Below are 26,167 nucleotides of genomic sequence, written 5' to 3' on the forward strand. Positions count from 1 at the left end.
AATTGCTCGTTGATCAAATTTGATTACAACATCTCTCCTTGCTATTGCGCCTTCTCGACATATACTAGTCGGCTGCGAAAAGCTTCGTGACCCCTATTGTTAACTCGATTTAAGACCAAAGACATGCAAGTATCTGATTTCCATTTCGACCTTCCTGATGAATTAATTGCACGTTATCCGCAACCGGAGCGTACCTCGAGTCGTTTATTGCAACTCAATGGCAATAGCGGTGAACTAGTTGACGGCACATTTAATGATGTCTTAAACCATATTGAAGCTGGTGACTTAGTGGTGTTTAACAATACCCGAGTGATTCCCGCTCGTATGTTTGGTCGTAAAGAGTCTGGCGGTAAGCTTGAAGTGCTGGTGGAGCGTATGCTGGATGAGAAAAGCATTCTCGCGCATGTCCGCTGTTCTAAATCACCAAAACCGGGTTCTACCATTATTCTTGGTGAAAACGACGAGTTTTCTGCACAAATGGTTGCACGTCACGATGCATTGTTTGAATTGAAATTTGATTCAGACCTAACCGTTCTAGAGATCCTAGAGCAAATTGGTCACATGCCTTTACCGCCTTATATTGACCGTCCTGATGAAGACGCAGATAAAGAGCGTTACCAAACGGTTTATAACCAAAAGCCGGGTGCAGTCGCTGCGCCAACAGCAGGTTTGCATTTTGATGAAGTGCTGCTTGAAAAGATTAAAGCCAAAGGCGCAGAGCTGGCTTACGTTACACTGCATGTGGGTGCGGGTACTTTCCAACCCGTGAAAGTCGACAATATCCATGATCACCACATGCACGCAGAATATGTTGAAGTGACGCAAGACGTCGTTGAGGCAATCAAAGCAACCAAAGCTCGCGGTGGTCGAGTGATTGCTGTGGGGACGACGTCGGTACGTTCGCTAGAGAGTGCAGCGCAAGATGCGTTGAAAAAAGGCACTGAATTTGCGCCTTTCTTTGGTGACACTGAAATATTTATTTTCCCAGGTTACGAATATCAGTTAGTGGATTGTTTGATCACTAACTTCCACCTGCCTGAATCGACGCTGATTATGTTAGTCAGTGCGTTTGCAGGTTATGAGAATACGATGAATGCGTATCAGCATGCGGTAGAGAATAACTACCGTTTCTTCTCATACGGTGATTCTATGTTTATTGAGAAAAAGACAGTTTAGCGCTGTCTTATGCTTGAATAGCAGTTTTAAAAGTTTACGAGTGCTAGCAGTAGGCTAGGGATGAGAAGGCAACTTCTCATATCTCGCAGGGAATGTGCGACCGCTCCTTATTGGGCTTAATGCCCGACATCAAAGTCAGACTGTTTCTCTGACATTGGAGGCTTCGTGAAGTTAAAATTTGATTTAAAAAAGACTAACGGCAATGCACGTCGTGGTCAGCTAACGTTTGAGCGCGGCAGTGTTCAGACTCCAGCATTTATGCCTGTTGGTACCTACGGTACGGTAAAAGGTATGACACCAGAAGAAGTGAAAGAGACCGGTGCAGAGATTCTGCTAGGTAACACTTTCCACCTATGGTTACGCCCTGGTCAAGAAGTGATGAAAATGCACGGTGACTTGCATGATTTCATGAACTGGCAAGGTCCTATCTTGACCGATTCAGGCGGCTTCCAAGTATTTAGCCTTGGTGATATTCGTAAAATCACTGAAGAAGGTGTGCATTTTCGCAACCCTGTAAACGGTGACAAGATTTTCATGGACGCAGAAAAGTCGATGGAAATCCAAAAAGACCTAGGTTCTGACATCGTTATGATCTTCGACGAGTGTACGCCATACCCAGCGACACACGATGAAGCCAAGAAATCAATGGAGATGTCTCTACGTTGGGCACAACGCTCACGCGATCACTTTGATAAGCTAGAGAACCAGAACAACCTATTTGGTATCGTTCAAGGTGGTGTTTATGAAGACCTACGTGATGTTTCGGTAAAAGGTCTAACTGAAATTGGCTTTGACGGTTATGCCGTTGGTGGTCTAGCAGTTGGTGAACCTAAAGAAGACATGCACCGCGTGCTAGAGCACACTTGTCCGCAACTTCCTCAAGACAAACCTCGTTACTTAATGGGTGTTGGCAAACCGGAAGATTTAGTAGAAGGTGTACGTCGTGGTATCGACATGTTTGACTGCGTAATGCCAACGCGTAATGCACGTAATGGACACCTGTTTGTGACCGGCGGTGTGATCAAGATCCGTAATGCGACACATAAAACAGATACAACACCATTAGATCCGCATTGTGACTGTTACACTTGTAAGCATTACTCTAAGTCGTACCTACACCATTTGGATCGTTGTAACGAAATCCTAGGTGCACGCCTAAATACTATCCACAACCTACGTTACTACCAACGTTTGATGGAAAGCATTCGTAAGGCGATTGACGAAGATCGCTTCGAACAGTTTGTGGAAGAGTTTTATGCTCGCCGCAACCGCGAAGTGCCGCCACTAGGCAAACAGTAATCAGATTTAAGCCTTAGGTTATTACCTAAGGCTTTTATTAATGGCTGGTCTGTTAATCGACATATCAGCCTAACAAATAAGCAAAAGCTCGATATTTTTGAGAGTGCGATCTCTAATAGAGATATGCATGCTTGAATATAAAAAGCGAAAGCCCAATTTGTTGGATAATCAAAAATATAATAGAGGATTTTTTCATGTTTATTTCTCAAGCTCACGCAGCAGCAGAAGCACCAGCAGGTGGCGGTTTCGAAATGATTATCATGCTAGCGATGTTCGCAGTGATCTTCTACTTCATGATCTACCGTCCACAATCTAAGCGCGTTAAAGAGCACAAAAACCTAATGGCTTCAATGGGCAAAGGTGATGAAGTTCTAACAAGCGGTGGTTTGGTTGGTAAGATCACTAAAATCGCAGAAGAGAACGACTACATCACTATCGAGCTTAATGCGAACAACGAAGTAGTTATCAAGAAAGACTTCGTATCAGCAGTGCTACCAAAAGGTACACTGAAATCTCTATAGACAGCTAAAGGATCCTCGCTGTGCTAAACCGTTATCCGTTATGGAAGTACTTGATGGTGATGTTTACCATCGCTATCGCGGCATTGTATGCACTTCCAAATCTCTACGGTGAAGATCCGGCAATTCAAGTTACAGGGGCGCGCGGCGCCTCTGTAGATATGGCTACGCTGGATTCTGTCACTCAAGCTCTTGATAAACAGAGCCTCTCCTTTAAATCCATTGCTTTAGAGAATGGATCGATTCTTGTACGTTTCAACAACACTGATACTCAAATCAGTGCGCGTGACGTGGTCAGTGAAGCCCTCGGTAAAGATACTATCGTGGCGCTTAACCTTGCACCAGCTACTCCAAACTGGCTCGAAGCGATTGGTGCTTCACCAATGAAATTGGGTCTTGATTTACGTGGTGGTGTTCACTTCTTGATGGAAGTGGATATGGACGCGGCAATGGAGAAGTTGGTCGGTCAGCAGGAAGAAGCTTTCCGCAGTGAACTGCGTGAAGACAAAATTCGCTACCGAGCTATTCGTCCTTCAGGTAAAGATGCAGTAGAAGTGTTACTTCGTAATGAAGAGCAACTGGCACAAGCAAAAACGTTACTTGAAAAGAATCACCCAGATATGGTGTTTACCGAATCTGATAGCAATGGTCGTTTTGCGCTAAGTGCATCATTCACAGAGCAACGTCTGCAAGAGATTCGTAACTACGCTGTTGAGCAGAACATTTCCATTCTTCGTAACCGTGTGAACGAGTTAGGTGTTGCTGAACCATTGGTTCAACGTCAAGGCGCTAGCCGCATTGTGGTTGAGTTGCCTGGTGTTCAAGACACTGCTCGCGCTAAAGAAATTCTAGGTGCTACGGCAACGCTAGAATTCCGCGAAGTCGATTCTAAAGCGGATCTTGCAGCGGCGGCAAATGGTCGCGCGCCAGCGGGTTCTGAAATTAAACTCGACACAGACGGTCGTCCCGTTGTTCTGAAGAAACGTATCATCTTAAGCGGTGCAAGCATCACGGATGCAAGCTCAAGCGTGGATGAATATGGTCGCCCTCAAGTTAACATCACGCTGGATAGCGAAGGTGGTAACAAGATGTCGGCATTCTCGAAGAAAAATATCGGTCAGTTAATGGCAACGGTATTTGCTGAATACAAAGACAGTGGTCGCAAGACAGCTGAAGGCAAAGTTATCTTGTCTAAGCATGAAGAAGTGATCAACCAAGCAACGATTCAATCTGCGCTAGGTCGTAACTTCCGTATTACTGGTATTGATTCAACGGCTGAAGCACACAACCTTGCGTTGCTACTTCGTGCTGGTGCACTAATAGCGCCAATCTCGATTGTAGAAGAACGTACGATAGGTCCATCTATGGGTCAACAGAATATCGATATGGGTATTCAGGCGTGTATTTGGGGTATGTTGGCAGTTATGCTCTTCACGGCAGTTTACTACCGTAAATTTGGCTTGATTGCGAACCTAGCTCTGATGTCAAACCTTGTGTTGATTATCGGTATTATGTCGATGATTCCGGGGGCGACGATGACCTTACCAGGTATTGCCGGTATTGTTTTGACGGTCGGTATGGCGGTTGATGCCAATGTACTTATCTTTGAACGTATTCGAGAAGAGTTGCTTGAAGGGCGTTCGCCACAACAAGCCATTCACCAAGGTTATGCCAATGCATTTAGCACCATCGCCGATGCCAACATTACCACTCTGATGACTGCAATTATTCTATTTGCAGTAGGTACGGGTGCGGTGAAAGGCTTCGCGGTAACGTTATCTATTGGTATTTTGACTTCGATGTTTACTGCAATCATAGGTACCCGTTGTGTGGTTAACCTGCTTTATGGTGGTAAGCGCGTTGATAAATTGTCGATCTAAGGCTAGGAATTAATATGTTTCAGATTCTAAAAGCAGAAAAAACGATCGGCTTTTTACGTTGGTCAAAATTTGCCTTTATGTTCTCGCTGCTGATGATTGGTGCGTCGTTCTATACTCTTTCAACTAACTGGTTGAACTGGGGTCTAGATTTTACTGGCGGTACTTTAATTGAAGTGGGTTTTGAGCAACCGGCTCAACTTGATGAAATCCGTACATCATTAGAAGCAAATGGCTTTGGTGATGCGATTGTACAAAACTTTGGTAGTGCTCGTGATGTGATGGTGCGCTTAAGTCCACGTGAAGATATTTCAGGTGAGACATTAGGCAACCAAATTATTTCAGCAATCAAAGATGGCACGGGTAAAGAAGTTGAGATGCGTCGTATTGAGTTCGTTGGTCCAAATGTGGGTGACGAACTGACAGAAGCGGGCGGCTTGGCAATTCTTGTGTCACTAATCTGTATTCTGATCTACGTATCAGTACGTTTTGAATGGCGTCTAGCCGCGGGTGCAGTATTAGCACTGGCGCACGATATCATCATTACGCTGGGTGTATTTTCAGTGATGAAGATTGAAGTTGATCTGACTATCGTTGCGGCACTATTGACCGTTGTCGGTTACTCGCTCAACGATACCATCGTTGTTTTCGACCGTATTCGTGAAAACTTCCGCCGTATGCGTAAAGGTGGACCTGCAGAGATCATCGATAGTGCGATTACTCAAACATTGAGCCGTACTTTGATTACTTCGGGAACAACGCTATTCGTGGTGATCGCATTGTTTGCTCAAGGCGGCGCAATGATCCACGGTTTCGCGACCGCATTGTTACTTGGTATCACCGTTGGTACTTACTCATCTATCTACGTGGCTTCGGCGCTGGCGTGGAAGTTGGGTATTACCAGAGAACATTTAATGCCACCTCAAGTAGAAAAAGAGGGTGCAGAGTTCGACGAGATGCCATAAGCATTTAAACGAAAAAAGCCGCTGATATCAGCGGCTTTTTTATCTCTCTGCGACAGCAGTATGAGTTTGGCTGTACCCTTTGCCTAGCAAATGGGTATCATAGCGATAAGTAAAAACATAACCATAATTAGGAAACAAAAGATGCCACATTTTCGTTTTAGAGCAGTTGAACCTCAAACGGTACAAACATTATCAAAACCTCTGATCGATGCACTGCAACCATACATGGATTGCCCTCGTGAAGATTTCACTTTTGAGTATGTTTACACTACGTTTTATCATGAAGGTGAAGTGAGCGCTGCTTACCCATTCGTTGAGGTATTGTGGTTTGATCGTGGACAAGAGAAGCAAGATGCCGTAGCTAAAATCTTGACTGAACAAGTCCGTGGTGTGATGGGTGAAGATGTTAACGTTGCGGTTATTTTTACCGCTCTGAATGCAAGCGGCTACTACGATAACGCTGAGCATTACTAAGCCGAGTATCACCACGCAATGCACGAATAAATTGAGGTGAAGCAATGAAGATGACATGGTTAGCTATCACTCTATCTCTTGTCTCATTTTCATCGCTTTCTTCACCGTGGGAGTCTTTTTCACAACCGAATCGGCTCGCACCAGAAGCCATTGGCAGTTATGCCAATGGCTGTCTATTTGGCGCCAAGGCGCTGCCCCTCAAAGGTTATGGCTATCAAGTACTGCGCAGCCAGAACCAGCGTTATTATGCACACCCAAATACTATAGCGTTTGTCCAACGTTTATCCGCTCAAGCTCAGCAAGATCTACGAACTCATCTTCTTATTGGTGATATGTCATTGCCGCAAGGTGGTCGATTTTCATCTGGGCACAGTAGTCACCAAACTGGTCTGGATGTCGATATATGGCTCCGTTTAGCTGACGCCAAACTTTCTGACGCAGCTCTAAAAGTGCCAACACCAAAAAGCTTAGTCAATATGTCGGCTTATACATTAATTCCTAGTCATTGGGATAGTCGTCACTTCGGTCTAATGAAAATGGCTGCGCAAGATGAAGAGGTAGCACGGATATTTGTTCATCCACTTATCAAAGAAAAGCTGTGTAACCTTGAAGGTGGTGATAGAGCTTGGCTGCGTAAAATCAGACCATGGTGGGGGCATAACTATCATATGCATGTTCGTTTGCATTGCCCTGATGGTGAGAGCAGTTGTGTTGAGCAGAGTCCGCCTCCAAAAGGGGATGGCTGTGGAATGGAGGTTGCCAGTTGGCGCCCAAAACCCGACGTTAAAGCGTACCGAGCCAAAGCTAAAGATGAAAATCGCCCTGTATCGATTGCCAAAGTGAAGCCAAAACCAAAAAAAATCCTGCCGCAACTATGCACTCAGCTTGTTGATCAAACACGTTAATTTTTTTATCTAGCCTTATTAGTCATCATTTCTGCTGTGAGTTTTGATGCGTGCTGGCTGGAGAATAATCTTATCCTCACCTAGATTTAAAAGGTAGGTTGATGGATATGTATCTAGATGCGTTAACTGAATATTCCCGCAACCACGAGATCAAATTTTAAAAATGATAATAACAGTTGGTGAATTGACGTGTATGCCCATATACCGCCTCATAGTACTAGGCACTTGGGTGTAAATAATAAAATAGGATGCTTGGCTTACCTCCTATGATATAGAAAGCAAGGACACTCCCATGACTATGGTATGTGCAAAAGATTTTGCCGAGTGGCTAAAGCTGAGATTTAGCAGTGCTACAGAATCAGTAACGATTTCCCGTGAGGAGGTAAATCATCTTACTGGAAGGCAAAGGTTAGACCCTGGATTTGTTCATGATGTGCATTACGAGTTGATGGCACATGGAATAGCATTTGTTACCGATACCTCTCGTGAGACCTTTTATTTGGTCCCAATAGGTAAAGCGGTTAATTGGCGAGAGCACTTGGAGTATCAGTTTGAGAAAGAGCTGTATTGTAATATCTTCCCCATTATCAAATCTGGCTAAGGTCAAACAGAAAAAAGGCTCATCAATCGATGAGCCTTTCGTTTTAAGCTAAACCTTGAATGATGACGAACTTTTCTAGCAGCTCTTCATCAGTTTCAACGTGATTTGGGTCAGTGATAATACACTTGGTAATTGGGCAAACTGACTGACAAGTTGGTTTGTCATAGTGCCCTTTACATTCAGTACATAGATTAGGATCGATTTCGAAAATGCTGCTACCCATTGAGATTGCACCATTCGGGCATTCTGGGTCGCACATATCGCAGTTGATGCACTTATCTGTAATCAATAACGCCATGATTATTTGCCCGTTGGGTTACGAGTATCCTGACCGTCGTTAAGGTTGCGCATCAGTAGACCGTATTCTAAATCCATATCTTGTGGAACAGGGATAAAGACAAAGTGGCCATTACCTTTCGCATCATCAATTACTTCAGATTTGCGGTTTTCCATCATCTCTAGCGTGAAGTTTACGTTACCTTTTGGTGTCATTAGCTCTAAGCTGTCACCAACAACGAATTTGTTTTTCACTTCAACTTCAACCAGATCGCCACGGCGCTTACCAGTGAATTCACCGACGAACTGCTGTGCGTCTGATACTGAGTAACCGTAGTCGTAGTTTTGGTATGTGTCATGTGTATGACGACGTAGGAAGCCTTCAGTGTAACCACGGTGCGCTAGGCTCTCTAGAGTGCCCATTAGGCTCTCATCAAATGGTTTACCCGCTACAGCATCGTCAATAGCTTTACGGTAAACCTGAGCGGTACGTGCACAGTAGTAGAATGACTTAGTACGACCTTCGATTTTCAGTGAGTGAACACCCATCTTAGTCAGGCGCTCTACGTGTTGGATTGCACGTAGATCTTTTGAGTTCATGATGTAGGTACCGTGCTCATCTTCAAATGCCGCCATTTTTTCTTCAGGGCGGTGTGCTTCAGAAAGCAGTACTACGTCATCAATTGGTTTGCCGCGACCGATGGTCGTCTCAGGACGCTCATCTGCCACTTCAATTGCTTGTGCTTCGTTTGGATCAAACGCCACAACAGGTTCAGAGGCTTCGACGATTTGACCTGCGTCGTTCTCTTTACCTTCTTCAACTTTGTATTCCCAACGGCATGCGTTGGTACACGTACCTTGGTTAGGGTCACGCTTGTTGATGTAGCCAGACAGCAGACAACGACCAGAGTACGCCATGCAAAGTGCACCGTGAACGAACACTTCAAGTTCTGTTTCAGGACAGTGCTCTCGGATTTCTTCGATTTCTTCCAGAGAAAGCTCGCGAGATACGATCACACGCTCAACGCCATTCGCTGCCCAGAACTTAACGGTTGCCCAGTTTACTGCGTTTGCTTGAACGGATAGGTGAATTGCCATATCAGGGAAAGCTTCACGAACCATCATGATCAGACCAGGGTCAGACATGATCAGTGCATCAGGACCCATTTCAACCACAGGTTTTAGATCACGGATGAAGGTTTTAAGTTTTGAGTTGTGCGGCTGAATGTTACATACCACGTAAAGCTTTTTGCCTAGGGCATGCGCTTCATCGATACCGATTTGTAGGTTCTCGTGGTTAAATTCATTGTTACGAACGCGTAGGCTATAGCGAGGTTGACCCGCGTATACTGCATCTGCGCCGTAAGCGAATGCGTAACGCATATTTTTAAGGCTACCTGCTGGTGATAGTAGCTCGGGTACGAATACTTTCTCTGTTGTCATTGCTCAATTCTCTGTTATCTGATCTCAAGTCAGTCCAATTCCACCTGATGGAATAGGGGCGCAAATTTTACGCCAAAATGTGACGAGTGACTAGGAAAAACTCGGAGAACGGCAGTAATTAAAAAGCCCTCCGAAGAGGGCTTTGAGTCAATATCATTAAGCGTTAGGGTGTGGTAAACCACCGAGTGCTTCATATAAGTTTGGTAGGAAGGCACTTAGTTCGCCGCACATTAGCGAGAAATCGGCATCAAAACGGGCTGCTTGGTCTTCACGTGGAATATCATCGTTTTGATCTTTAAGCTCATCTGAGAATTTAAGGCGCTTGATACTGTTGTCTTCTGCCAGAATAAATTCGATACGATCTTGCCAGTTCAGCGCAAGCTTAGTCACCAGTTTGTCGGCTTCAATGTGGCTGCGGATTTCGTCAGCTGTCAGTTCTTGCTTTTTACAACGGATCACACCGCCTTCTTCAAGCACTGACTTTAGCTCAGCTTCATCAAGCATGTTGAAGCCAGCCGGAGTATTACCCGTCTTAACCCATTCGGTTAATGTTAGCTCAACAGCATTTTCTGCAATAGCTGGTACAACAGGTAGGCTACCCATTGTTTTTCTTAGCAATGCTAATACATCTTCTGCTTTCTTGTAGCTGCTTGCATCAACCAGAATAAAGCCTTGTTTTGGCATGATCAGTACATAAGTGTGGTTGCTACGGCTAAAGGCACGTGGCAGAAGATCCATAATGATGTCGTCTTTAAGGTTGTCCTTTTCTTTTTTCTTCAGTGGACGACCTTCTTGTACTTCTAATGCATCAACCTTGGCATTGAGTGATTCTTTGATCACAGAAGCTGGCAGCATTTTTTCTTCTTTCTTAGCACAGATAAGGATATGGTTTTCAGAGACATGAGTCATCATGTCACCGTGTCGCCCCATCGCTGATACCCAACCAAATTTTTGCTTATCTTGGCTGCCACAAGGCGTAAAACGGAACTCAGCCAGTTGCTGTTCTAGTTGGTCGGCTTTGAATTCGATCTCTCGGTTAACGCGATATACCAGACAGTTTTTGAACCACATACTCTTTCTCTACTCAGACATTGAAGGCGACTATCTTAGCAAATTTTATTCACTTGTCTGTCGGGAAGTGAAAAATATGAATCGAGTCGTCATCGATGAGTGAATCGCTAGCGTTTATTGATTGAATTTCAAGCAAAGTCGTAAGAAAGTTCTATGAAAATTTGTTTGCAAAGGTCACAAAAGTGTCATAATTGCTAGTAATAATGCTTATGCATCGGGGGGCGTGGCTCCTCCCTTTTTGTCAAGCTTAACGAAAAAGGTTAATTATTATGTCTAGAAGGATTCTAGTTGTTGAAGACGAAGCACCAATCCGCGAAATGTTGTGTTTTGTTCTTGAGCAAAAAGGTTACCAAGCAGTTGAAGCAGAAGATTATGATACTGCGGTAACTAAACTAGCTGAACCCTTCCCAGATCTTGTATTGCTGGACTGGATGCTACCAGGTGGCAGCGGGATCAATTTCATTAAGCACATGAAACGTGAAGAGTTAACGCGCAATATTCCGGTTGTGATGTTAACAGCACGCGGTGAAGAAGAAGACAAAGTTCGTGGACTCGAAGTGGGCGCAGACGATTACATCACGAAGCCATTCTCGCCAAAAGAGTTGGTAGCTCGCTTAAAAGCGGTGATCCGTCGTGTTACGCCAACGGCACTTGAAGATGTTATTGATGTTCAAGGCTTGAAATTGGACCCAGTTTCACACCGTGTGACGGCAAATGATCAACCATTAGATATGGGGCCAACCGAGTTTAAGATGCTGCATTTCTTTATGACGCATCAAGAGCGAGTCTACAGCCGCGAGCAATTGCTGAATAATGTTTGGGGAACTAACGTGTATGTTGAAGACCGTACCGTTGATGTTCACATTCGTCGCTTACGCAAAGCACTGGAAATGGAAGGTCATGATAAACTGATCCAAACCGTTCGTGGTGCTGGCTATCGTTTCTCAACCAAAGCTTAACACCCCATGCTTAACGTTCTATGGAGAAGTAAGTGGTTGAAAGGTTAACTTGGAAAAGGCTGGCCTGGGAGCTGGCCTTTTTTTACACCCCTTGGGTGATTGTTGGATGGATCTTCGGATATATGCCGTGGTTGCTTTTAGCTGCCACGGCTTTGCAGCTTGTATGGCATTTACATAACCAGATGCGTTTTTCGGCGTGGTTGTGGGATGAAAAGCGCCTGACTCCACCTGCTGGTACGGGCAACTGGGAAGAGCTGTTTAATGGCATCTATCGCCTGCAACAGCGCCAGCGAAAAAAACGCAAAGAACTCACCAACCTAATTCGCCGATTCCGCAATGGTGCCGAGTCATTACCCGATGCGGTGGTGGTATTTCGTGGCGAAGGCAACATTGTTTGGTGTAATAAGCTTGCTCAGCACCTGTTAGGCTTCCGTTGGCCTGATGACTCTGGTCAGCCGATCTCCAATTTGATCCGCACGCCGGATTTCATCAAATACCTAACCAAACAAGATTATTCAGAGCCGCTTGAGATGCGCTCGCCACTCAATGTAGAACGCATGCTCGAACTGCGTATTGTGCCTTATACCGAAGGTGAACACTTGATGGTGGTACGTGACGTGACGCAGCTTAAACAGCTTGAAGGTATGCGCCGTAACTTCTTTGCCAATGTCTCACATGAATTGCGTACACCGATGACGGTGTTACAAGGCTATCTGGAAATGACAGAAGACCCAGACATGCTTGTCGGTCCGATGTGGAGCCGTGCTCATGGTGTGATGACCGAGCAGTTGAACCGGATGAATAGCCTAGTTAACCAACTGCTGACATTATCAAAAATTGAAGCCGCCCCAATGCATGAACTGGATGAAGTGGTCAATGTGCCAGCCATGCTGGAAGTGTTGGAAAAAGAAGCGGTCAGTTTAAGTGGTGAACAAAACCATCGACTCAAATTTGATGTTGACGAATCTTTGTTGGTCTTGGGTGATGACGACCAACTGCGCAGTGCCATTTCAAACCTGGTTTATAACGCGGTGAAATACACTCCTGCTGGGGCTAAAGTGAATGTTCGTTGGTATTTGACGCCTCAAGGCGCCTGTTTGTCGGTTGAAGACAGCGGGGAAGGGATTGAGCCGCAACACTTGCATCGCCTAACTGAGCGCTTCTACCGAGTCGATAAAGCGCGCTCACGTGATACCGGTGGTAGTGGTTTAGGTTTGGCGATTGTGAAACACGCGTTGACTCACCATGACTCGCACCTTGAGATTACCAGTAAAGTCGGCGTAGGCAGTAAGTTTACCTTCACTCTTCCCGAGCGACTGGTGGTGAAATAATGACAACAAAGATTGGATTCGTCATCGTTTCATTATTGCTTGGGTTTGCTGCTCCGCAGGCAAGTGCGGAAGAGTCGTTTCGTCCGTATAACAAAGTGCCGGGGATTAGTGGCGCACTAACCAGTGTGGGGTCTGATACGTTAGCGGGTATGACAACCTTGTGGGTGGAAGAGTTTAAGCAGCTCTATCCGGGTGTAAATGGTCAAGTGCAAGCCTCCGGTTCTTCAACGGCACCGCCGGCATTGACGGAACAAACGGCACAGTTTGGACCGATGAGCCGTCCAATGCGTAACAGTGAAATTGAAGCATTTGAACGTGCCCATGGCTACAAGCCAACCGCACTACGAGTCGCAATTGACGCGATTGGTATTTTTGTTCATCAAGACAATCCCGTGAAAGGCATGAACTTTGTTGAGCTCGACAGTATTTTCTCTGCCACCCTACGTTGTGGTGCAACGCAGCCTGTACGCACTTGGGCTGAGCTGGGGTTAGACTACTTATGGGCGAAGCGTTCAATCCAAATGTTTGGTCGTAACTCGGTTTCGGGTACTTATGGCTACTTTAAGAAAAATGCGCTGTGTGGTGGTGATTTCCAAAATAATGTCAATGAGCAACCGGGATCAGCATCGGTGGTTCAATCTGTTGCTTCATCCATTAATACGATTGGCTATTCAGGGGTAGGCTACCAAGTATCGGGGGTGAAACGCATACCGATAGCGAAAACAGGCAATCATTATGTGGAACCAACCCGAGAGAATATCTTATCAGGTAAGTACCCACTATCACGCTACTTATATGTCTATATAAACAAGCACCCGAGTAAGTCACTGTCACCTCTGGAACGTGAGTTTATTCGCTTTATCTATTCTGAGCAGGGGCAGAGTCTGGTGGAAAAAGATGGTTATGTTGCCATTTCACCACAAATTGCTTTGCAAGAGTTAGCCAAAGTGGGCATCAAAGTACAAAACTAAAGGCGCGGAATACGCGCCGTTGATCTCTTTAATGTGGTAGGGTGGTACTCAATTAGCTGAAATGCAATTGCCACTCAGCACTTTGCCAATAGGCTTGCTCTGTTTGCAGGTCGGCATCGAGCAGTTTGTTATTCTCTAGCCAGTTGCGCTCTTTGCAGGTAAGTGTCCACTTATCTTCATCGTCTACTTTTAATGTCAAGTGCGGTAGTGGTTCATCATTTCGTTGTCCGTTGAGCAAAATGGCTAAACGAAGAATGCGAATCAGCCCTACGAGATGTTTCTTCTTGTATAGCGAAAACTCTTCCATCTCATTTAGCTTGAGAGCTTTACGCTGAAAGCGAGCCAAGGTGGACAGAACTCGCTGTTGTTCGACGTTAAAGCCGGGCATGTTAGTGTGGCGTAAGATATAAGCGGAATGACGATGAAACGCTTTTAAGCTGATACTTAGCCCCGTTTCATGCAGTAGAGCACTCCACTCAAGCAGGTCAAACAGTTCCGATTTCGCTTTAATACCGAGTTTCTTATGTACTTGGTCGAGCAACTCGCTGGCTTGTTCTTTTACTCGGGCGGCGTGTTCCAAATCAACTCGGTGTTTATTTGCCAAGTTTTCTGTGGTTCTCATGCGAATATCCGAACGTTTAAAGCGCTCTTCCATTTCATAGAGTAACCCTTCTCGTAGGGCGCCTTCGGAGTAGTGCATTTCGCTGATTTTTAGATCAAGAAATATCGCGTAGATGATAGCCACACCGGCAGCAAACACTGGCTTACGTTCTTCAGTTAAACCTGTCAGTTCAATTTGTTCGATATGTTGCCACTGACACAGTTTGTCGATCAGAGTGTGCAGACGTTTGGCGGTAATGATGCCGTCTTCGTAGCCCAATCCGATCAGTACTTCACGAATGGCTTTTATCGTTCCCGAAGAGCCATACGCAATAGACCAACCTTTTTTACGATAGCGATGAGCCAGCGATTCCAGTTTTTGTTCGGCAGCTAAAATAGCGTTAGTGAAATTCTTATTGGAGAGCTTGCCATTGGTAAAGTAGCGCTGAGTAAAGCTAACACACCCCATCTGTTTGCTGTTGACCAATTCCGGTTCAAAGCCCTTGCCATAGATGATCTCAGTACTACCACCACCAATATCGACGATCAATTTCGATTCGGCTTGGGGTTGAGTGTGCGAGACTCCTTGATAGATCAAGCGCGCTTCTTCGTCACCGGGAATGATTTCTACTGGAAAAGGCAATACCTCACGGGCGCGCTGAATGAATATATGCGCATTATTAGCAAGGCGTAGGGTATGGGTAGCGGCAATGCGAACATTCATGGCGTCAAAGCCATGCAGCCGTTCTGCGAACATGGCTAAACAGGCTAAACCTCGCTCTATTGAGGCGTTGTCGAGGTTGTTTTGTCCATCAAGCCCATCAGCGAGTCGAACACGCTGTTTATGTCGACTCACTAACTGTAAATCTTGTCCAACGACTTTCGCCACAACCATGTGGAAACTGTTTGAACCGAGGTCAATGGCGGCAACATCTCTAACATCAGGCGTTTGATTCATTCTTCTTCTTAGCTTGCTTCTCTACATTTTTAAGATAGTCGTAAATCGCTATTTGTGAGCGTATTTTCTTGCGATTTCCACGAGCAACGTAGCTATTGCTCATCTCTTTATCTATCCAGCGAGCTTTCACTGTATCGGTAAAGTGAATATTAATAATGTGGATGATGCGCTGTTTAAGGCGTGGATCACGAATGGGTGTGGCGACTTCTATGCGATGGTCTATATTGCGGGTCATCCAGTCTGCAGAAGAGATATAAACTTGTGGGTCGCCATCATTGTGAGTAATCAGAACGCGAGGATGCTCTAAGAAACGGTCAACAATACTGATGATTTTGATGTTGTCACTCACCCCTTCAACGCCGGGAACCAGAGCGCACATTCCCCTTATCACCATGCGAATCTCTACGCCTAAGGTGCTGGCGCTGTAGAGTTTGTTGATCAAACCTTTGTCGACTAAATTATTCGCCTTTAAGGTGATCTTGGCTTTTTTACCTAAGCTTGCGTTGGTAATTTCATTGTCAATTAGCTGGTAAAGTTGCTTGCGTGAGTTACGTGGCGAAACGATCAACTGGTTAAACTTTACTGGGCGATAAGGATTTTCGATATAGCCGAAGACATTGCGCACTTCATTGGTAATTTCTGCGTCGGCTGTCAGTAGCGAAAAATCGGTATAGATGCGCGCGTTTTTTTCATGAAAGTTGCCAGTACCAATATGGGCATAACGAACAATGTCGTCTCCTTCGCGGCGATTAATCAGCAATAACTTCGCGTGAATTTTTAACCCCGGCGTGCCAAAGAGCACTTGCACTCCAGCCTCTGTGAGGACTTTTGCCCACTCGATATTGGCTTCTTCATCAAAGCGCGCTTGCAACTCGACCACCACAGTGACATTTTTGCCATTGTGTACCGAATCTATTAGTGAATTGATCAAGCGAGAATCTTTAGCGACTCGGTAGATGTTGATTTTAATACTGAATACTTTGGGGTCGAATGACGCTTGGCGGACCAACTCTGTGATGTGGTCAAAAGTATGGTAGGGAAAGTAGAGCAGAATATCTTGGTTTTTTATCGCATCAAAACTATTGGCGTAGCCATCAAAGTCAGCGCAGCGGATCGGTGGCAACGGTTTGTATTCAAGATATTCACGACCAACATTGGGAAAGGCGATGAAATCTTTAAAGTTGTGGTAACGAGCTCCGGGGATCTGGCTATCATAGTTTGATATGCCAAGTTTTTTACAGAGAAAGTGCAACATAGCCTCAGGCATATCGCGCTGATAAACAAAGCGGACTGGCATGGCGGTGAGTCGCTGGCTCACCCCTTCAGACATTTGCTCAATTAAGCTGTATTCTACTTCGCGGCTTAAGTCATATTCGGCATCACGAGTCATTTTCATCGCGTAACCATTGATTTGATCGTACTCGAAAAAGCCTTGGAACAAGTCATTAAGACAGAAGCGGATAATATTATCTAACAAGATGATGGTCTTACGCCGTTTGCCCTTTTGTTCTGGCACCATCACGAAGCGAGGCAGGTGATCGGTGGGGATCTCTAACAGAACATATTGGGTGTGCTCTTGTTTTTTTAGTTCAACGGCTATGTAGGCATATTCATCTTTAAGGAATTGAATGAGATTGATATCTTCAGTCAGCAATACCGGTGACATATGGTGTAAAACTTGGCGTTTAAAGTATTTTTGGATCCAAATTTGTTGAGTATCGTTGAGCTGATGTTCGTTAACGAGGAAAATTCGATGACGCGCCATGTCGCGGATCAGCTCTTGGTAAAGAGCATCAAAACGTTCATTAAGTCTTAGTGCTTTTGACTGCATCTTGGTTAGAAGGTGCTTGGAGTTGTCGTTGCCACCGCGTTCTTGGTTAATCAAAATACGACGTTTCACATCGGCGAATCGCACTTTATAAAATTCATCAAGGTTATTGGAAAATATACCCAAAAAGCGTATACGCTCTATAAGAGGCACCGATTGATCAGCCGCTTCTTGCAAAACACGCTCGTTGAATGACAGCCAACTTAACTCTTTTTCTATATATAGTTTTTCAGAACTCATCCTAAGACCCTTTTCCTCCTAACCATAAAAAAGTATAGGTTAGGTTAAGAAAAATAAGGCATTTTCATGACGTTAATATTGCAGATTGCCCTGTTAAGAGTAGAGTCAGGTGCTGAAATGGAAGGCGGTTTTTAGCAGCAAATATTTTATTATATTCAGTTATTTATTCTTGGTTGTAATATAATTGTCATCAAAGAGAAATAATATACCCTTGGGCAGAATTAGGATCTTGAAGCGTTAAGTGTGGTTTTTTCATCAGCGCTGAGTTTCTTGAGCAATTCACAAAGGTTTGAGCCATGAGTCGATTCTCTGCTGTTGAGATAATCGTGAATGGCATCGATAGCGCTTACAAAAAGAGATACATTGGACTCATAGCGATGCATTTTGCACCCAAATAGAGTTAAACCGCGAGATATCGCACTAATACAGAGTACAGGATGCATGGCTAAAGCCGATTTTTCATTAAAAGAAAAAGACAGAAAGCGATTGGTGAAAGATCGCCTGGTCAGGTTTGCTGTGTCTGCTGGTGGTGTTGGTGTTTTGGCGGCCTTAATACTGATCTTTGTCTATTTGGCGATGATGGTATTACCGCTATTTTCTGATGCCAAACTGACGCCTGATATCGCACGTCAAACGATCTCAACGCCACAGCCTTTAGCCGCTGGCGTTGATGATTATGGTCAACACGCTTTTGTCATTTCTCAACAAGGGCAAGTGGATTTCTGGTCGCTTGATCAGGGTAATCAAACTCCGACGCTATCGGTAGACTTGGCTCAACCATCTCAACTGTTTGCTAAAATGTCGGGAGCTCAAGGCTGGTACGCATTTGCTAGCCAACAAGGGAAGGTAACCCTCTTCCAACCCGAACTGAAAAATGTGATTGAAAATGATCGCCGTACTTTTGCGCCACAGTTAAATCAACTCAACAATAAAATCGACTTAGCATTTGAGAATGTTGCGCTTGAACGTTTTGCGTTTTCAGTGGGGGGGCAAAACGTACTGGTAGGCTACTTTGACGATCAACGTATTCGTATTCGCTGGCAAAGTCGCGATCAGCAAGTACACAGTTTTGTATTTGAACAAGCGATGCCTCAGTTGGATCAAATGATCCTCACGCCGGATGGTAAAACCCTATATTTACGTCAAGGCTCTGAGTTGATTGTGATCAACCAGCAACAAAATCAGTTTGTGGTACGAGAGGTCGTTGACCTTAGCCAAGGCAATGGTAAACACGCAGTCACTAATCTTGATGTACTGTCTGGCGCTTCTTCATTGCTGGCGACGCATAAAGATGGATTGGTATCACAATGGTTTGATGTGCTTAAAGACGGTGAGCGTAAGCTGACGTTTATTCGTGAATTTAAGCTTGCGTCTGAATTGCAGTTTTTACTACCAGACTCTTATCGAAAAGGTTTCTACAGCTTTTATATTAATGGCATGGTGCAAAGTCACTATACCACCAGCGAAAAGCTGGTCATCTTTAAGCGCGCTTACAATAAAACGCCGCAATTGGCGGCAATGTCGAGAAACGAGCAGTATTTAGTGGCGTTATCAGATGATGTATTAAGCGTGGCACATCTTGATAACCCATACCCAGAAGTGTCGCTCTCTTCTTTGTGGCAAAAAGTGTGGTATGAAAGTTACCCAGAGCCTGTTTTTGTGTGGCAAACCACATCGGCAAGCGATGAATTTGAAGCCAAATTCAGTTTAGTGCCAATTGCTTTTGGTACCTTGAAAGCTGCGGCGTTTGCGATGCTGTTTGCGGTACCCATTGCCGTATTTGGCGCGATTTATACCGCTTACTTTATGACACCGAGTATGCGCCGACTGGTGAAACCTTCAATTGAATTGATGGAAGCGCTACCGACGGTGATTATTGGCTTCTTAGCTGGGCTGTGGTTTGCGCCGATTGTTGAAACTCATTTAACCTCAGTGGTGGTATTACTGCTGTTTCTGCCAATCTCCATCGTCGCGATTGGTGCGCTTTGGCACTGCTTGCCATTAGCGTGGACTCGCAAGTTACCTAATGGCTGGCATGCGTTGATCCTGATGCCATGTTTGGTGCTAATTGCGGTGTTTATTCTCAATCAAAGCAATGCGATTGAAGCGTGGTTATTTGCCGGTGATGTGCGTATTTATCTTGCTGAACTAGGCATAGAGTTTGACCAACGCAATGCACTTGTCGTCGGTTTTGCGATGGGATTTGCCGTGATCCCAACCATCTTTACCATCGCAGAAGACGCTATTTTCTCTGTACCTAAGCACTTATCTGATGGTTCATTAGCGTTAGGTGCGACACCATGGCAAACCCTAATTCATGTGGTGTTGTTAACTGCAAGTCCCGGTATTTTCTCAGCGATAATGATGGGATTAGGACGGGCAGTTGGCGAAACGATGATCGTTTTGATGGCAACAGGTAATACCCCAATTCTAGATTGGAACATCTTAGAAGGGATGCGTACCTTATCGGCAACGATCGCCGTGGAGATGCCAGAGTCGGAAGTTGGCAGTTCTCATTTTCGTATTCTGTTCTTAGCGGCACTGATTTTGTTGGTGTTTACCTTTGCGGTGAACTCTATTGCCGAGTGGGTTCGTCAGCGTTTACGCGAGAAATACCGAGCTTTGTAAGTCAAATTAATAGGAATTCACGTTAGTGTTTAAGTGGTTAAGATCAGGCGCACCTTGGATATGGTTAACCGGTGGAGCAGTTAGCATTAGTTTGCTATCTGTGCTTGGACTATTGCTGCTTATCGGTTGGAAAGGGCTCTCATACTTTTGGCCTGCGCCTCTCTATCAATGGACTAAAAATGACGGTGAAATTCTGGTTGGGCAGCTTTATGCGCAAGAGTCGGTATCGGTCGATTACTTACAAGAACTAGGCATTCCGCTGCCAAAAGCTACCCTACAAAAAGATCAGATAGAGCGACTCAACATCAAGGTGGCCAACCGTGATATTTATCCAGCCGATTTTGTTTCTATCTTAGATATCGACATTCATAGTCGTTCAAAGCCACAACATTGGGCAGCAATAGAGCGGACTCGCAGTGGTGACTTCTATGGGCGCCCAATCGCCTACCAAGATGCTCACGGGCAAATCCATACGGATTTCCAGCCTCGTTTGAGTGAGTCACTGAAACTGAGCCAACTCGTGCGTGATGAGATAGAGCGTGTGATTGAGCAAGAAGTGCAAGCGATCAGTGCTCAAGCGAATGATTTACGTTTGGAAAAAAGAAAACGTGAATTGAATAATGATTTGGATGAGAACTATCTGGGAATCTATAACTCCCAGTCTAAACAGTTTAGTCAGCAGCTTTCTGCTGCGGAAGCTAAGTTGGATGACTTACGTGACAAACTCGCCAAGCAAGGGTTGATTGTTGAGGATATGACTGGGCAGCAAGTGCTGATCCCATTGAGTCATATTTTGGATTTGTGGTATCCAAACCAAATGGGCGCGATGGATAAGGTCGCTCAATGGGCGAAGGAAATGTGGAAGTTCCTTTCAAGTTCCCCGCGCGAATCGAACTCTGAAGGCGGTGTTTTCCCGGCAATGTTTGGTACGGTGTTGTTAGTGTTGATCATGTCAGTCATTGTGATGCCACTTGGTGTGATTGCGGCAATCTACCTCCATGAATACGCTAAAAACAATTTGTTTACCCGCATTATACGTGTAGCGGTGATCAACTTAGCTGGTGTACCTTCAATTGTTTATGGTGTTTTTGGTCTCGGTTTTTTTGTGTATACGCTCGGCGCTTCTATTGATGACTTTTTCTATGCAGAGCGTTTGCCAACCCCAACGTTTGGTACGCCTGGTTTGTTGTGGTCTGCATTGACGTTAGCCGTACTGACACTGCCTGTGGTGATTGTCGCTACTGAAGAAGGTTTGTCACGTATACCTACGTCAGTTCGACATGGTTCATTAGCGCTAGGGGCGACACAATTTGAGACCATGTGGCGGATTGTATTGCCGATGGCAAGCCCTGCCATTATCACAGGGTTAATTCTAGCGGTTGCGCGTGCTGCGGGTGAGGTTGCGCCATTGATGCTGGTGGGGGCGGTTAAACTAGCGTCCAGTTTGCCAGTTGATGGACAGTTCCCTTACTTGCATTTAGAGCGTAAGTTTATGCATTTGGGTTTTCATATCTATGATGTTGGTTTTCAAACCACCAACATAGAAAGCGCAAGACCATTGGTTTACGCCACCTCATTCTTACTCGTGACAGTGATTGTTGGGTTGAACTTAACCGCCATCAGTATTCGCAATAACTTGCGTGAGAAATATCGAACATTGGGACAAGATTAAGCATGTTTTCAGTCAATCAAACATTGGGCTACCAAACCCCACTAGATGTTAATAATCTGAGTGATGAGCAGACCGCTATTGCGATCGAAGGGCTGAATTTGTTTTACAAAAATAGCCAGGCGTTAAGTGATATCTCGATGCGAATTCCTAAGGGGCAGGTGACGGCGTTTATCGGTCCTTCTGGTTGCGGTAAATCGACACTGTTGCGCTGTATCAACCGAATGAATGATCTTGTGGAAGGCTGTCGAATTACCGGTGAAGTGAAGCTGCATAGTAAGAATGTTTACCACCCAGATGTTGACGTTGCCACACTGCGCCGCCGTGTTGGTATGGTTTTCCAGCGTCCCAATCCGTTTCCTAAATCGATTTATGAAAATGTGGTTTATGGTTTACGTTTGCAAGGTTTAAAAAATCGTCGCCAACTTGATGATGCTGTTGAGCGCTCTTTGCGCGCCGCGGCGCTTTGGGATGAAGTGAAAGACCGCTTGCATGAAAATGCGTTTGGTTTGTCTGGTGGGCAACAGCAACGTTTGGTGATTGCGCGTGCGATTGCTATTGAGCCAGAGGTTTTGTTACTTGATGAGCCAACCTCAGCACTGGATCCTATTTCAACATTAACCATCGAAGAGCTAATTAATGAGCTCAAAACCAAATATACTGTGGTTATTGTTACTCATAACATGCAGCAAGCCGCGCGCGTGAGCGACCATACGGCGTTTATTCACATGGGGAAATTGATCGAGTACTCAGATACGGATTCTATTTTCACTTCGCCATTGAAAACTCAGACCGAAGACTACATTACTGGTAGGTATGGGTAAGCTTCTCCCTCATATTTGAAGCGGCAGCGTAAAGGACTGCGTAAATCCTGCCTTTATGACATAGTGTTCTATGCCGACAGTGTATCTATGCCGACAGTGTATCTATGCCGACAGTACATCTATGCTGATAGGGTTGGGTTTATTCGTTGCCAAACGGCAACACCAACTTTTTTAGAGAGACTCTTTATCTCTGTTCTTACCTTAAAGGGAGTTACACCTTATTCATGAACTTTGGACGCCATATCTCAGGGCAATTTAACGTCGAACTTGAATCTATTCGTACCCATGTTCTTACGATGGGCGGGTTGGTAGAACAGCAGCTTTCATTCGCGATGCAGGCATTGCATAAAGAAGATGTCGAACTGGCACGTAAGGTGGTGCGCGACGATCATAAAGTCAATGCGATGGAAGTGTCGATAGATGAAGCGTGTACTCGCATCATCGCTAAACGTCAGCCAACCGCGAAAGATTTACGCTTGATCATGGCGATCATAAAAACCATCACAGATTTAGAGCGTATCGGTGATGTCGCTGCGCGTATCGCTAACGTTGCCATTGAAAACCCTTCTTCTGAAGATAAGCAATTTAATGTTTCTTTGGAGCCTTTGTGCCGTCAAGCCGTGAATATGCTACATCAGGTATTGGATGCTTTCGCGCGGATGGATGTTGACGCTGCAGCAGCTGTCTACAAGATGGATGATCGCTTAGATGCTGAATACGAAGCGGTGATACGCCAGCTCATGACCTATATGATGGAAGATCCCAAGAACATTCCGCAGATCTTACAAGTGATGTGGTCAGCTCGCGCCATTGAGCGAGTTGGAGATCGTTGCCAAAACATCTGTGAATACATTATTTACTTTGTGAAAGGTAAAGATGTACGCCACTTGGGTGAGCAAAGTATTGATGATGCACTGCGTTAAAAACGCAGTGTGACACCAGTACTGAAAGTGGTTGAAAAGTCGCTACTCAAGTAAGTCTTATTCTTATCGATGTAGTTTATGTCCATGCCTGCCCGCAAGCCTAGGTTATCATTTATTTGTAATACCCAAGCGCCAGCCACACTGACTCCAGAGCCTTCGCGGTATTGTCTTGGTGAAAAGATATAATCTCGACTGCCTTGATACTCCACCCCACCTAATTCAAGCTGAAATCCGAGCATAGGGGCTTGAGGTAGGTTGTACTGCGCCCCAATTCGATAAGTTTTGAGTCTATCTTTATCAGTGAGTATCTCTGCCGAGGTATGAGTGTAGCTTGCATAGATCGCATCTAATCCCCAGACATCGGTAATACCTAACTGCAAACCACCTCCAGATATACCAGACCCGACATATGGACCCATTTTAATTTCAGGGGAGAGGTGCAACCCTGAAGCATACGTGCCAAAGCTCGCGGCAAGGCTTATCACCATCACTCTCTTTTTCATCATCAATACCTAAAGTCACTGGATTCAGTAACCATGATAGTGATAAGAAAAATTTAAACTAATGGCTTCTGGTTATATCGATAATAAGTGTTACTTATTAACCTGGTGCAGGCTGAGGACATATAGGACTTGCTCATATAACCAGTTAATCAGAGCATTATTGCGGTGCTTGCCATGGTAGTAAGCGTAGATAGGGTAGTGAAATGGATGCCCATTCACATGAGCGAGCATAGATCGCAATTGTGGGTAATTTTGAATGGGAAAGAGATCGGAGTGGGGCATGAATAGATCACTATGCAGTATCACGTCAATCGCGGCCATAGTGTACTCTGAACGAAATTTTACTTTGCTATCAATACCTTCTCGCTTCATCACTTCAGCAGCTAGACTAAAGTCATCATTCCAACCAGGGGTGATGATCGACGCGATGTCATAGCCTTGCATATCATGTGCAGTCACCACAGCTTTGTTTACCGGGTGTTCATTTCGCACAATCACATGAGAGGTGAGATCGATCAGTTTGCGTGAGCAGATTTGTTTGGGGCAATCATTGTCATAATTAATCCCGATTAACACCTCGTCATTTTGTAATTCATTGAAGGTTGTTTTGCTCCAACTGAGTAACTCTATAGAACTGTTTGGTGCAAGTTGCTGCAAGTGATGATACAAGGTGCCAGATAAGCAGGTGAGAACAATGGGTGCGACGGCGATTTTCAAAGAGATGTCGAGTTTGAAAGGATCAAATTCTTCGGTTTGGTTAAGGCTAGCCGCTAATCCATCTAAGTGAGGCGTTATTGCATTGGTAAGCTCTTGCGCAAATGGTGTCGGCTCTAGACCACCGTGTACTTTTACGAATAACTCATCATTAAAGTGATGACGTAGTTTTTGCAACGCTTGGCTGACTGCCGGCTGAGAGACAAACAATCTTTTGGACGCCTTACGCATATTGCACTCTTGGCTAAGGACAAGGAAAGTACGTAATAGATTGAGATCTAAGCTATAAAAAAGATTCTTGGTCACGGTACTTTCCTTGTTTGAGCAATGGTGCACTCTTGCAACATTATGATGCTGGAGTGCCTAACGACTTTCAACCCTTACTTCTTCTAGGCGACAGATCGTAGCGCCTTGACCACCTTTTCAATGGTTTCAATTGAGGTAATTGGGATGATGAAATCATCGAGATCTTGGCTACCCATTTTGGCTTGTTCGGCAATTAATCTCATTTTGCTTTGGCGAGCCGTTTTACCTGACAAGTGCAATTGCGTTACACCTGTTGTCTGAGCTATTTGGGTGACATTATTAATATTGATGCCGGCTCCAGCCATGATAGCAAAGCGATTGTTGGCGAGTGCGACCATCTTGGTTAGCACTTCAATACCTTGCTCGGCATTGCTGGCTAGGCCTGAAGTTAAAATGCGTTCGCAGCCGAGTTCTGCCACCGCTTCGATAGCGGCAACATAATCATGGCATTGATCTATCGCACGGTGGAAGGTGATGCCTAGGTTATGGCTTTTTGCTCGTTGGGCTAATCGAGAGGCTTGCTGCATATCAATATTGCCATCGCTGGTTAGCACACCAAACACCACACCTTGTAAGCCAGCTTGGGCTGCGGCATCAATATCTAACAACATTGATTCAATCTCTTCTTCGTTATAGAGAAAGTCGCCTTGGCGAGGACGAATCATTGCGTAGATGGGAATGGAGGATATTTTTGCCGCTTGCTGCATGAAACCAAAGCTTGGCGTTAACCCGCCTAGCGCCAAAGAGGAACACAGTTCGATACGGCTTGCACCACCCGCGATGGCATAGTGAAGAGATTCTAAGTTATCGATACAAACTTCGACTTGATAAGTCATGCTATACACTCATACAGATTAGATGAGGCTATTGTAGCTTAGCTAGTATGGCTGAATAGGGTAAAAATCTGCAGATTGTTTTCCACAATTACCGTATAAAACTGAATGGTGTAATGAGACCCGATAAGAGTGAACGATGTGTTTTTTGGTTGGAATAATTGAAGAGTAAGAATGAAAAAAGCCAGCTCAATGAGCTGGCTTTAGTAGATGGTGGAGGGGGACGGATTCGAACCATCGAAGGCAGTGCCGGCAGATTTACAGTCTGCTCCCTT

General features: G+C 44.9%; 23 protein-coding genes. 15 read left to right on the forward strand and 8 right to left on the reverse strand.

Going from position 1 to position 26,167, the window contains the following annotated elements:
* Positions 1 to 123: 123 nt before the first annotated feature.
* From queA to H2O73_RS08300, 8 genes are all read left to right on the forward strand, one after another.
* The gene (queA, locus tag H2O73_RS08265) at positions 124 to 1,176 is read left to right on the forward strand and encodes a tRNA preQ1(34) S-adenosylmethionine ribosyltransferase-isomerase QueA (protein ID WP_182108367.1); all 1,053 of its coding nucleotides are present in this window, start codon (positions 124 to 126) and stop codon (positions 1,174 to 1,176) included.
* Between the two features lie 165 nt (positions 1,177 to 1,341).
* The gene (gene tgt / locus H2O73_RS08270) at positions 1,342 to 2,475 is read left to right on the forward strand and encodes a tRNA guanosine(34) transglycosylase Tgt (RefSeq protein WP_182108368.1); all 1,134 of its coding nucleotides are present in this window, start codon (positions 1,342 to 1,344) and stop codon (positions 2,473 to 2,475) included.
* Between the two features lie 194 nt (positions 2,476 to 2,669).
* Positions 2,670 to 2,996, forward strand: coding sequence for a preprotein translocase subunit YajC (gene yajC / locus H2O73_RS08275; protein ID WP_182108369.1), 327 nt, complete (start codon positions 2,670 to 2,672; stop codon positions 2,994 to 2,996).
* Between the two features lie 20 nt (positions 2,997 to 3,016).
* Positions 3,017 to 4,873: a protein translocase subunit SecD gene (gene secD / locus H2O73_RS08280; protein ID WP_182108370.1), complete on the forward strand. Its 1,857-nt coding sequence runs from the start codon at positions 3,017 to 3,019 to the stop codon at positions 4,871 to 4,873.
* 14 nt (positions 4,874 to 4,887) lie between these two features.
* Entirely contained in the window at positions 4,888 to 5,835 is a 948-nt protein-coding gene (gene secF, locus H2O73_RS08285) for a protein translocase subunit SecF (protein WP_182108371.1), read from the forward strand.
* 141 nt (positions 5,836 to 5,976) lie between these two features.
* Entirely contained in the window at positions 5,977 to 6,309 is a 333-nt protein-coding gene (locus tag H2O73_RS08290; RefSeq protein ID WP_182108372.1) for a DUF1904 domain-containing protein, read from the forward strand.
* A gap of 44 nt (positions 6,310 to 6,353) precedes the next feature.
* Positions 6,354 to 7,214 carry a penicillin-insensitive murein endopeptidase gene (mepA, locus tag H2O73_RS08295; RefSeq protein WP_182108373.1) on the forward strand — a complete coding sequence of 287 codons (861 nt, stop codon included), beginning with the start codon at positions 6,354 to 6,356 and terminating at the stop codon, positions 7,212 to 7,214.
* Between the two features lie 292 nt (positions 7,215 to 7,506).
* A complete protein-coding gene (locus H2O73_RS08300) occupies positions 7,507 to 7,815 on the forward strand; it encodes a hypothetical protein (RefSeq protein WP_182108374.1) in 309 nt (102 codons plus the stop codon).
* 43 nt (positions 7,816 to 7,858) lie between these two features.
* Here H2O73_RS08300 and H2O73_RS08305 read toward each other — a convergent pair whose 3' ends face one another.
* The 3 genes from H2O73_RS08305 to rdgC form a co-directional block, all read right to left on the reverse strand.
* Positions 7,859 to 8,113, reverse strand: coding sequence for a YfhL family 4Fe-4S dicluster ferredoxin (locus tag H2O73_RS08305; RefSeq protein WP_182108375.1), 255 nt, complete (start codon positions 8,111 to 8,113; stop codon positions 7,859 to 7,861).
* A gap of 2 nt (positions 8,114 to 8,115) precedes the next feature.
* Positions 8,116 to 9,534, reverse strand: coding sequence for a prephenate-dependent tRNA uridine(34) hydroxylase TrhP (trhP, locus tag H2O73_RS08310; RefSeq protein WP_182108376.1), 1,419 nt, complete (start codon positions 9,532 to 9,534; stop codon positions 8,116 to 8,118).
* Positions 9,535 to 9,690: 156 nt separating this feature from the next.
* Complete coding sequence (rdgC, locus tag H2O73_RS08315) at positions 9,691 to 10,605, reverse strand: recombination-associated protein RdgC (RefSeq protein ID WP_182108377.1); 915 nt, start codon at positions 10,603 to 10,605, stop codon at positions 9,691 to 9,693.
* Between the two features lie 269 nt (positions 10,606 to 10,874).
* Here rdgC and phoB point away from each other — a divergent pair, with 269 nt between their 5' ends.
* From phoB to H2O73_RS08330, 3 genes are read left to right on the forward strand one after another with little or no spacing between them, the layout of a single operon-like run.
* On the forward strand, positions 10,875 to 11,564 hold the full coding sequence (gene phoB / locus H2O73_RS08320; RefSeq protein WP_075710071.1) for a phosphate regulon transcriptional regulator PhoB: 690 nt from the start codon (positions 10,875 to 10,877) through the stop codon (positions 11,562 to 11,564).
* A 32-nt stretch (positions 11,565 to 11,596) separates the two neighbouring features.
* Positions 11,597 to 12,895 (forward strand): phosphate regulon sensor histidine kinase PhoR, encoded by a 1,299-nt coding sequence (phoR, locus tag H2O73_RS08325; RefSeq protein WP_182108378.1) that lies wholly within the window; start codon positions 11,597 to 11,599, stop codon positions 12,893 to 12,895.
* Positions 12,895 to 13,866 (forward strand): PstS family phosphate ABC transporter substrate-binding protein, encoded by a 972-nt coding sequence (locus H2O73_RS08330; RefSeq protein ID WP_182108379.1) that lies wholly within the window; start codon positions 12,895 to 12,897, stop codon positions 13,864 to 13,866. Before phoR ends, H2O73_RS08330 begins: the two co-directional genes overlap by 1 nt.
* A 52-nt stretch (positions 13,867 to 13,918) precedes the next feature.
* Here the strand turns inward: H2O73_RS08330 and ppx are convergent, their stop codons facing one another.
* Both ppx and ppk1 read right to left on the reverse strand, forming a co-directional pair.
* Positions 13,919 to 15,424, reverse strand: a complete 1,506-nt coding sequence (ppx, locus tag H2O73_RS08335) for an exopolyphosphatase (protein WP_182108380.1) — start codon at positions 15,422 to 15,424, stop codon at positions 13,919 to 13,921.
* Positions 15,408 to 17,492 carry a polyphosphate kinase 1 gene (gene ppk1, locus H2O73_RS08340; protein WP_182108381.1) on the reverse strand — a complete coding sequence of 695 codons (2,085 nt, stop codon included), beginning with the start codon at positions 17,490 to 17,492 and terminating at the stop codon, positions 15,408 to 15,410. Before ppk1 ends, ppx begins: the two co-directional genes overlap by 17 nt.
* Before the next feature lie 441 nt (positions 17,493 to 17,933).
* Between ppk1 and H2O73_RS08345 the strand changes: the two genes are divergently transcribed.
* The 4 genes from H2O73_RS08345 (at position 17,934) to phoU (ending at position 23,536) form a co-directional block, all read left to right on the forward strand.
* The gene (locus H2O73_RS08345) at positions 17,934 to 20,120 is read left to right on the forward strand and encodes an ABC transporter permease subunit (protein ID WP_182108382.1); all 2,187 of its coding nucleotides are present in this window, start codon (positions 17,934 to 17,936) and stop codon (positions 20,118 to 20,120) included.
* A gap of 25 nt (positions 20,121 to 20,145) precedes the next feature.
* The gene (gene pstA, locus H2O73_RS08350; RefSeq protein ID WP_182108383.1) at positions 20,146 to 21,792 is read left to right on the forward strand and encodes a phosphate ABC transporter permease PstA; all 1,647 of its coding nucleotides are present in this window, start codon (positions 20,146 to 20,148) and stop codon (positions 21,790 to 21,792) included.
* A 2-nt stretch (positions 21,793 to 21,794) separates the two neighbouring features.
* Positions 21,795 to 22,613 (forward strand): phosphate ABC transporter ATP-binding protein PstB, encoded by an 819-nt coding sequence (pstB, locus tag H2O73_RS08355; RefSeq protein WP_182108384.1) that lies wholly within the window; start codon positions 21,795 to 21,797, stop codon positions 22,611 to 22,613.
* A 224-nt stretch (positions 22,614 to 22,837) separates the two neighbouring features.
* Positions 22,838 to 23,536, forward strand: a complete 699-nt coding sequence (gene phoU / locus H2O73_RS08360) for a phosphate signaling complex protein PhoU (RefSeq protein ID WP_182108385.1) — start codon at positions 22,838 to 22,840, stop codon at positions 23,534 to 23,536.
* Here phoU and H2O73_RS08365 read toward each other — a convergent pair.
* The 3 genes from H2O73_RS08365 to H2O73_RS08375 form a co-directional block, all read right to left on the reverse strand.
* Positions 23,533 to 24,039 carry a hypothetical protein gene (locus tag H2O73_RS08365; protein ID WP_182108386.1) on the reverse strand — a complete coding sequence of 169 codons (507 nt, stop codon included), beginning with the start codon at positions 24,037 to 24,039 and terminating at the stop codon, positions 23,533 to 23,535. The genes phoU and H2O73_RS08365 overlap by 4 nt on opposite strands.
* Before the next feature lie 90 nt (positions 24,040 to 24,129).
* The gene (locus tag H2O73_RS08370; RefSeq protein WP_182108387.1) at positions 24,130 to 25,059 is read right to left on the reverse strand and encodes a LysR family transcriptional regulator; all 930 of its coding nucleotides are present in this window, start codon (positions 25,057 to 25,059) and stop codon (positions 24,130 to 24,132) included.
* Positions 25,060 to 25,142: 83 nt separating this feature from the next.
* Positions 25,143 to 25,895 (reverse strand): copper homeostasis protein CutC, encoded by a 753-nt coding sequence (locus tag H2O73_RS08375; RefSeq protein WP_182108388.1) that lies wholly within the window; start codon positions 25,893 to 25,895, stop codon positions 25,143 to 25,145.
* Positions 25,896 to 26,167: the final 272 nt, after the last annotated feature.

Origin of the sequence: Vibrio marinisediminis, assembly GCF_014050145.1 — a bacterium.
GTDB lineage: Bacteria > Pseudomonadota > Gammaproteobacteria > Enterobacterales > Vibrionaceae > Vibrio > Vibrio marinisediminis.

Coding starts and splice junctions, on each gene's coding strand:
- pstB (WP_182108384.1), top strand. CDS start 21,795: ATGTTTTCAGTCAATCAAACATTGGGCTACCAAACCCCACTAGATGTT.
- H2O73_RS08300 (WP_182108374.1), top strand. CDS start 7,507: ATGACTATGGTATGTGCAAAAGATTTTGCCGAGTGGCTAAAGCTGAGA.
- H2O73_RS08290 (WP_182108372.1), top strand. CDS start 5,977: ATGCCACATTTTCGTTTTAGAGCAGTTGAACCTCAAACGGTACAAACA.
- rdgC (WP_182108377.1), bottom strand. CDS start 10,605: ATGTGGTTCAAAAACTGTCTGGTATATCGCGTTAACCGAGAGATCGAA.
- H2O73_RS08305 (WP_182108375.1), bottom strand. CDS start 8,113: ATGGCGTTATTGATTACAGATAAGTGCATCAACTGCGATATGTGCGAC.
- trhP (WP_182108376.1), bottom strand. CDS start 9,534: ATGACAACAGAGAAAGTATTCGTACCCGAGCTACTATCACCAGCAGGT.
- phoU (WP_182108385.1), top strand. CDS start 22,838: ATGAACTTTGGACGCCATATCTCAGGGCAATTTAACGTCGAACTTGAA.
- mepA (WP_182108373.1), top strand. CDS start 6,354: ATGAAGATGACATGGTTAGCTATCACTCTATCTCTTGTCTCATTTTCA.
- H2O73_RS08365 (WP_182108386.1), bottom strand. CDS start 24,039: ATGAAAAAGAGAGTGATGGTGATAAGCCTTGCCGCGAGCTTTGGCACG.
- ppk1 (WP_182108381.1), bottom strand. CDS start 17,492: ATGAGTTCTGAAAAACTATATATAGAAAAAGAGTTAAGTTGGCTGTCA.
- secF (WP_182108371.1), top strand. CDS start 4,888: ATGTTTCAGATTCTAAAAGCAGAAAAAACGATCGGCTTTTTACGTTGG.
- phoB (WP_075710071.1), top strand. CDS start 10,875: ATGTCTAGAAGGATTCTAGTTGTTGAAGACGAAGCACCAATCCGCGAA.
- ppx (WP_182108380.1), bottom strand. CDS start 15,424: ATGAATCAAACGCCTGATGTTAGAGATGTTGCCGCCATTGACCTCGGT.
- yajC (WP_182108369.1), top strand. CDS start 2,670: ATGTTTATTTCTCAAGCTCACGCAGCAGCAGAAGCACCAGCAGGTGGC.
- H2O73_RS08330 (WP_182108379.1), top strand. CDS start 12,895: ATGACAACAAAGATTGGATTCGTCATCGTTTCATTATTGCTTGGGTTT.
- H2O73_RS08345 (WP_182108382.1), top strand. CDS start 17,934: ATGGCTAAAGCCGATTTTTCATTAAAAGAAAAAGACAGAAAGCGATTG.
- queA (WP_182108367.1), top strand. CDS start 124: ATGCAAGTATCTGATTTCCATTTCGACCTTCCTGATGAATTAATTGCA.
- H2O73_RS08375 (WP_182108388.1), bottom strand. CDS start 25,895: ATGACTTATCAAGTCGAAGTTTGTATCGATAACTTAGAATCTCTTCAC.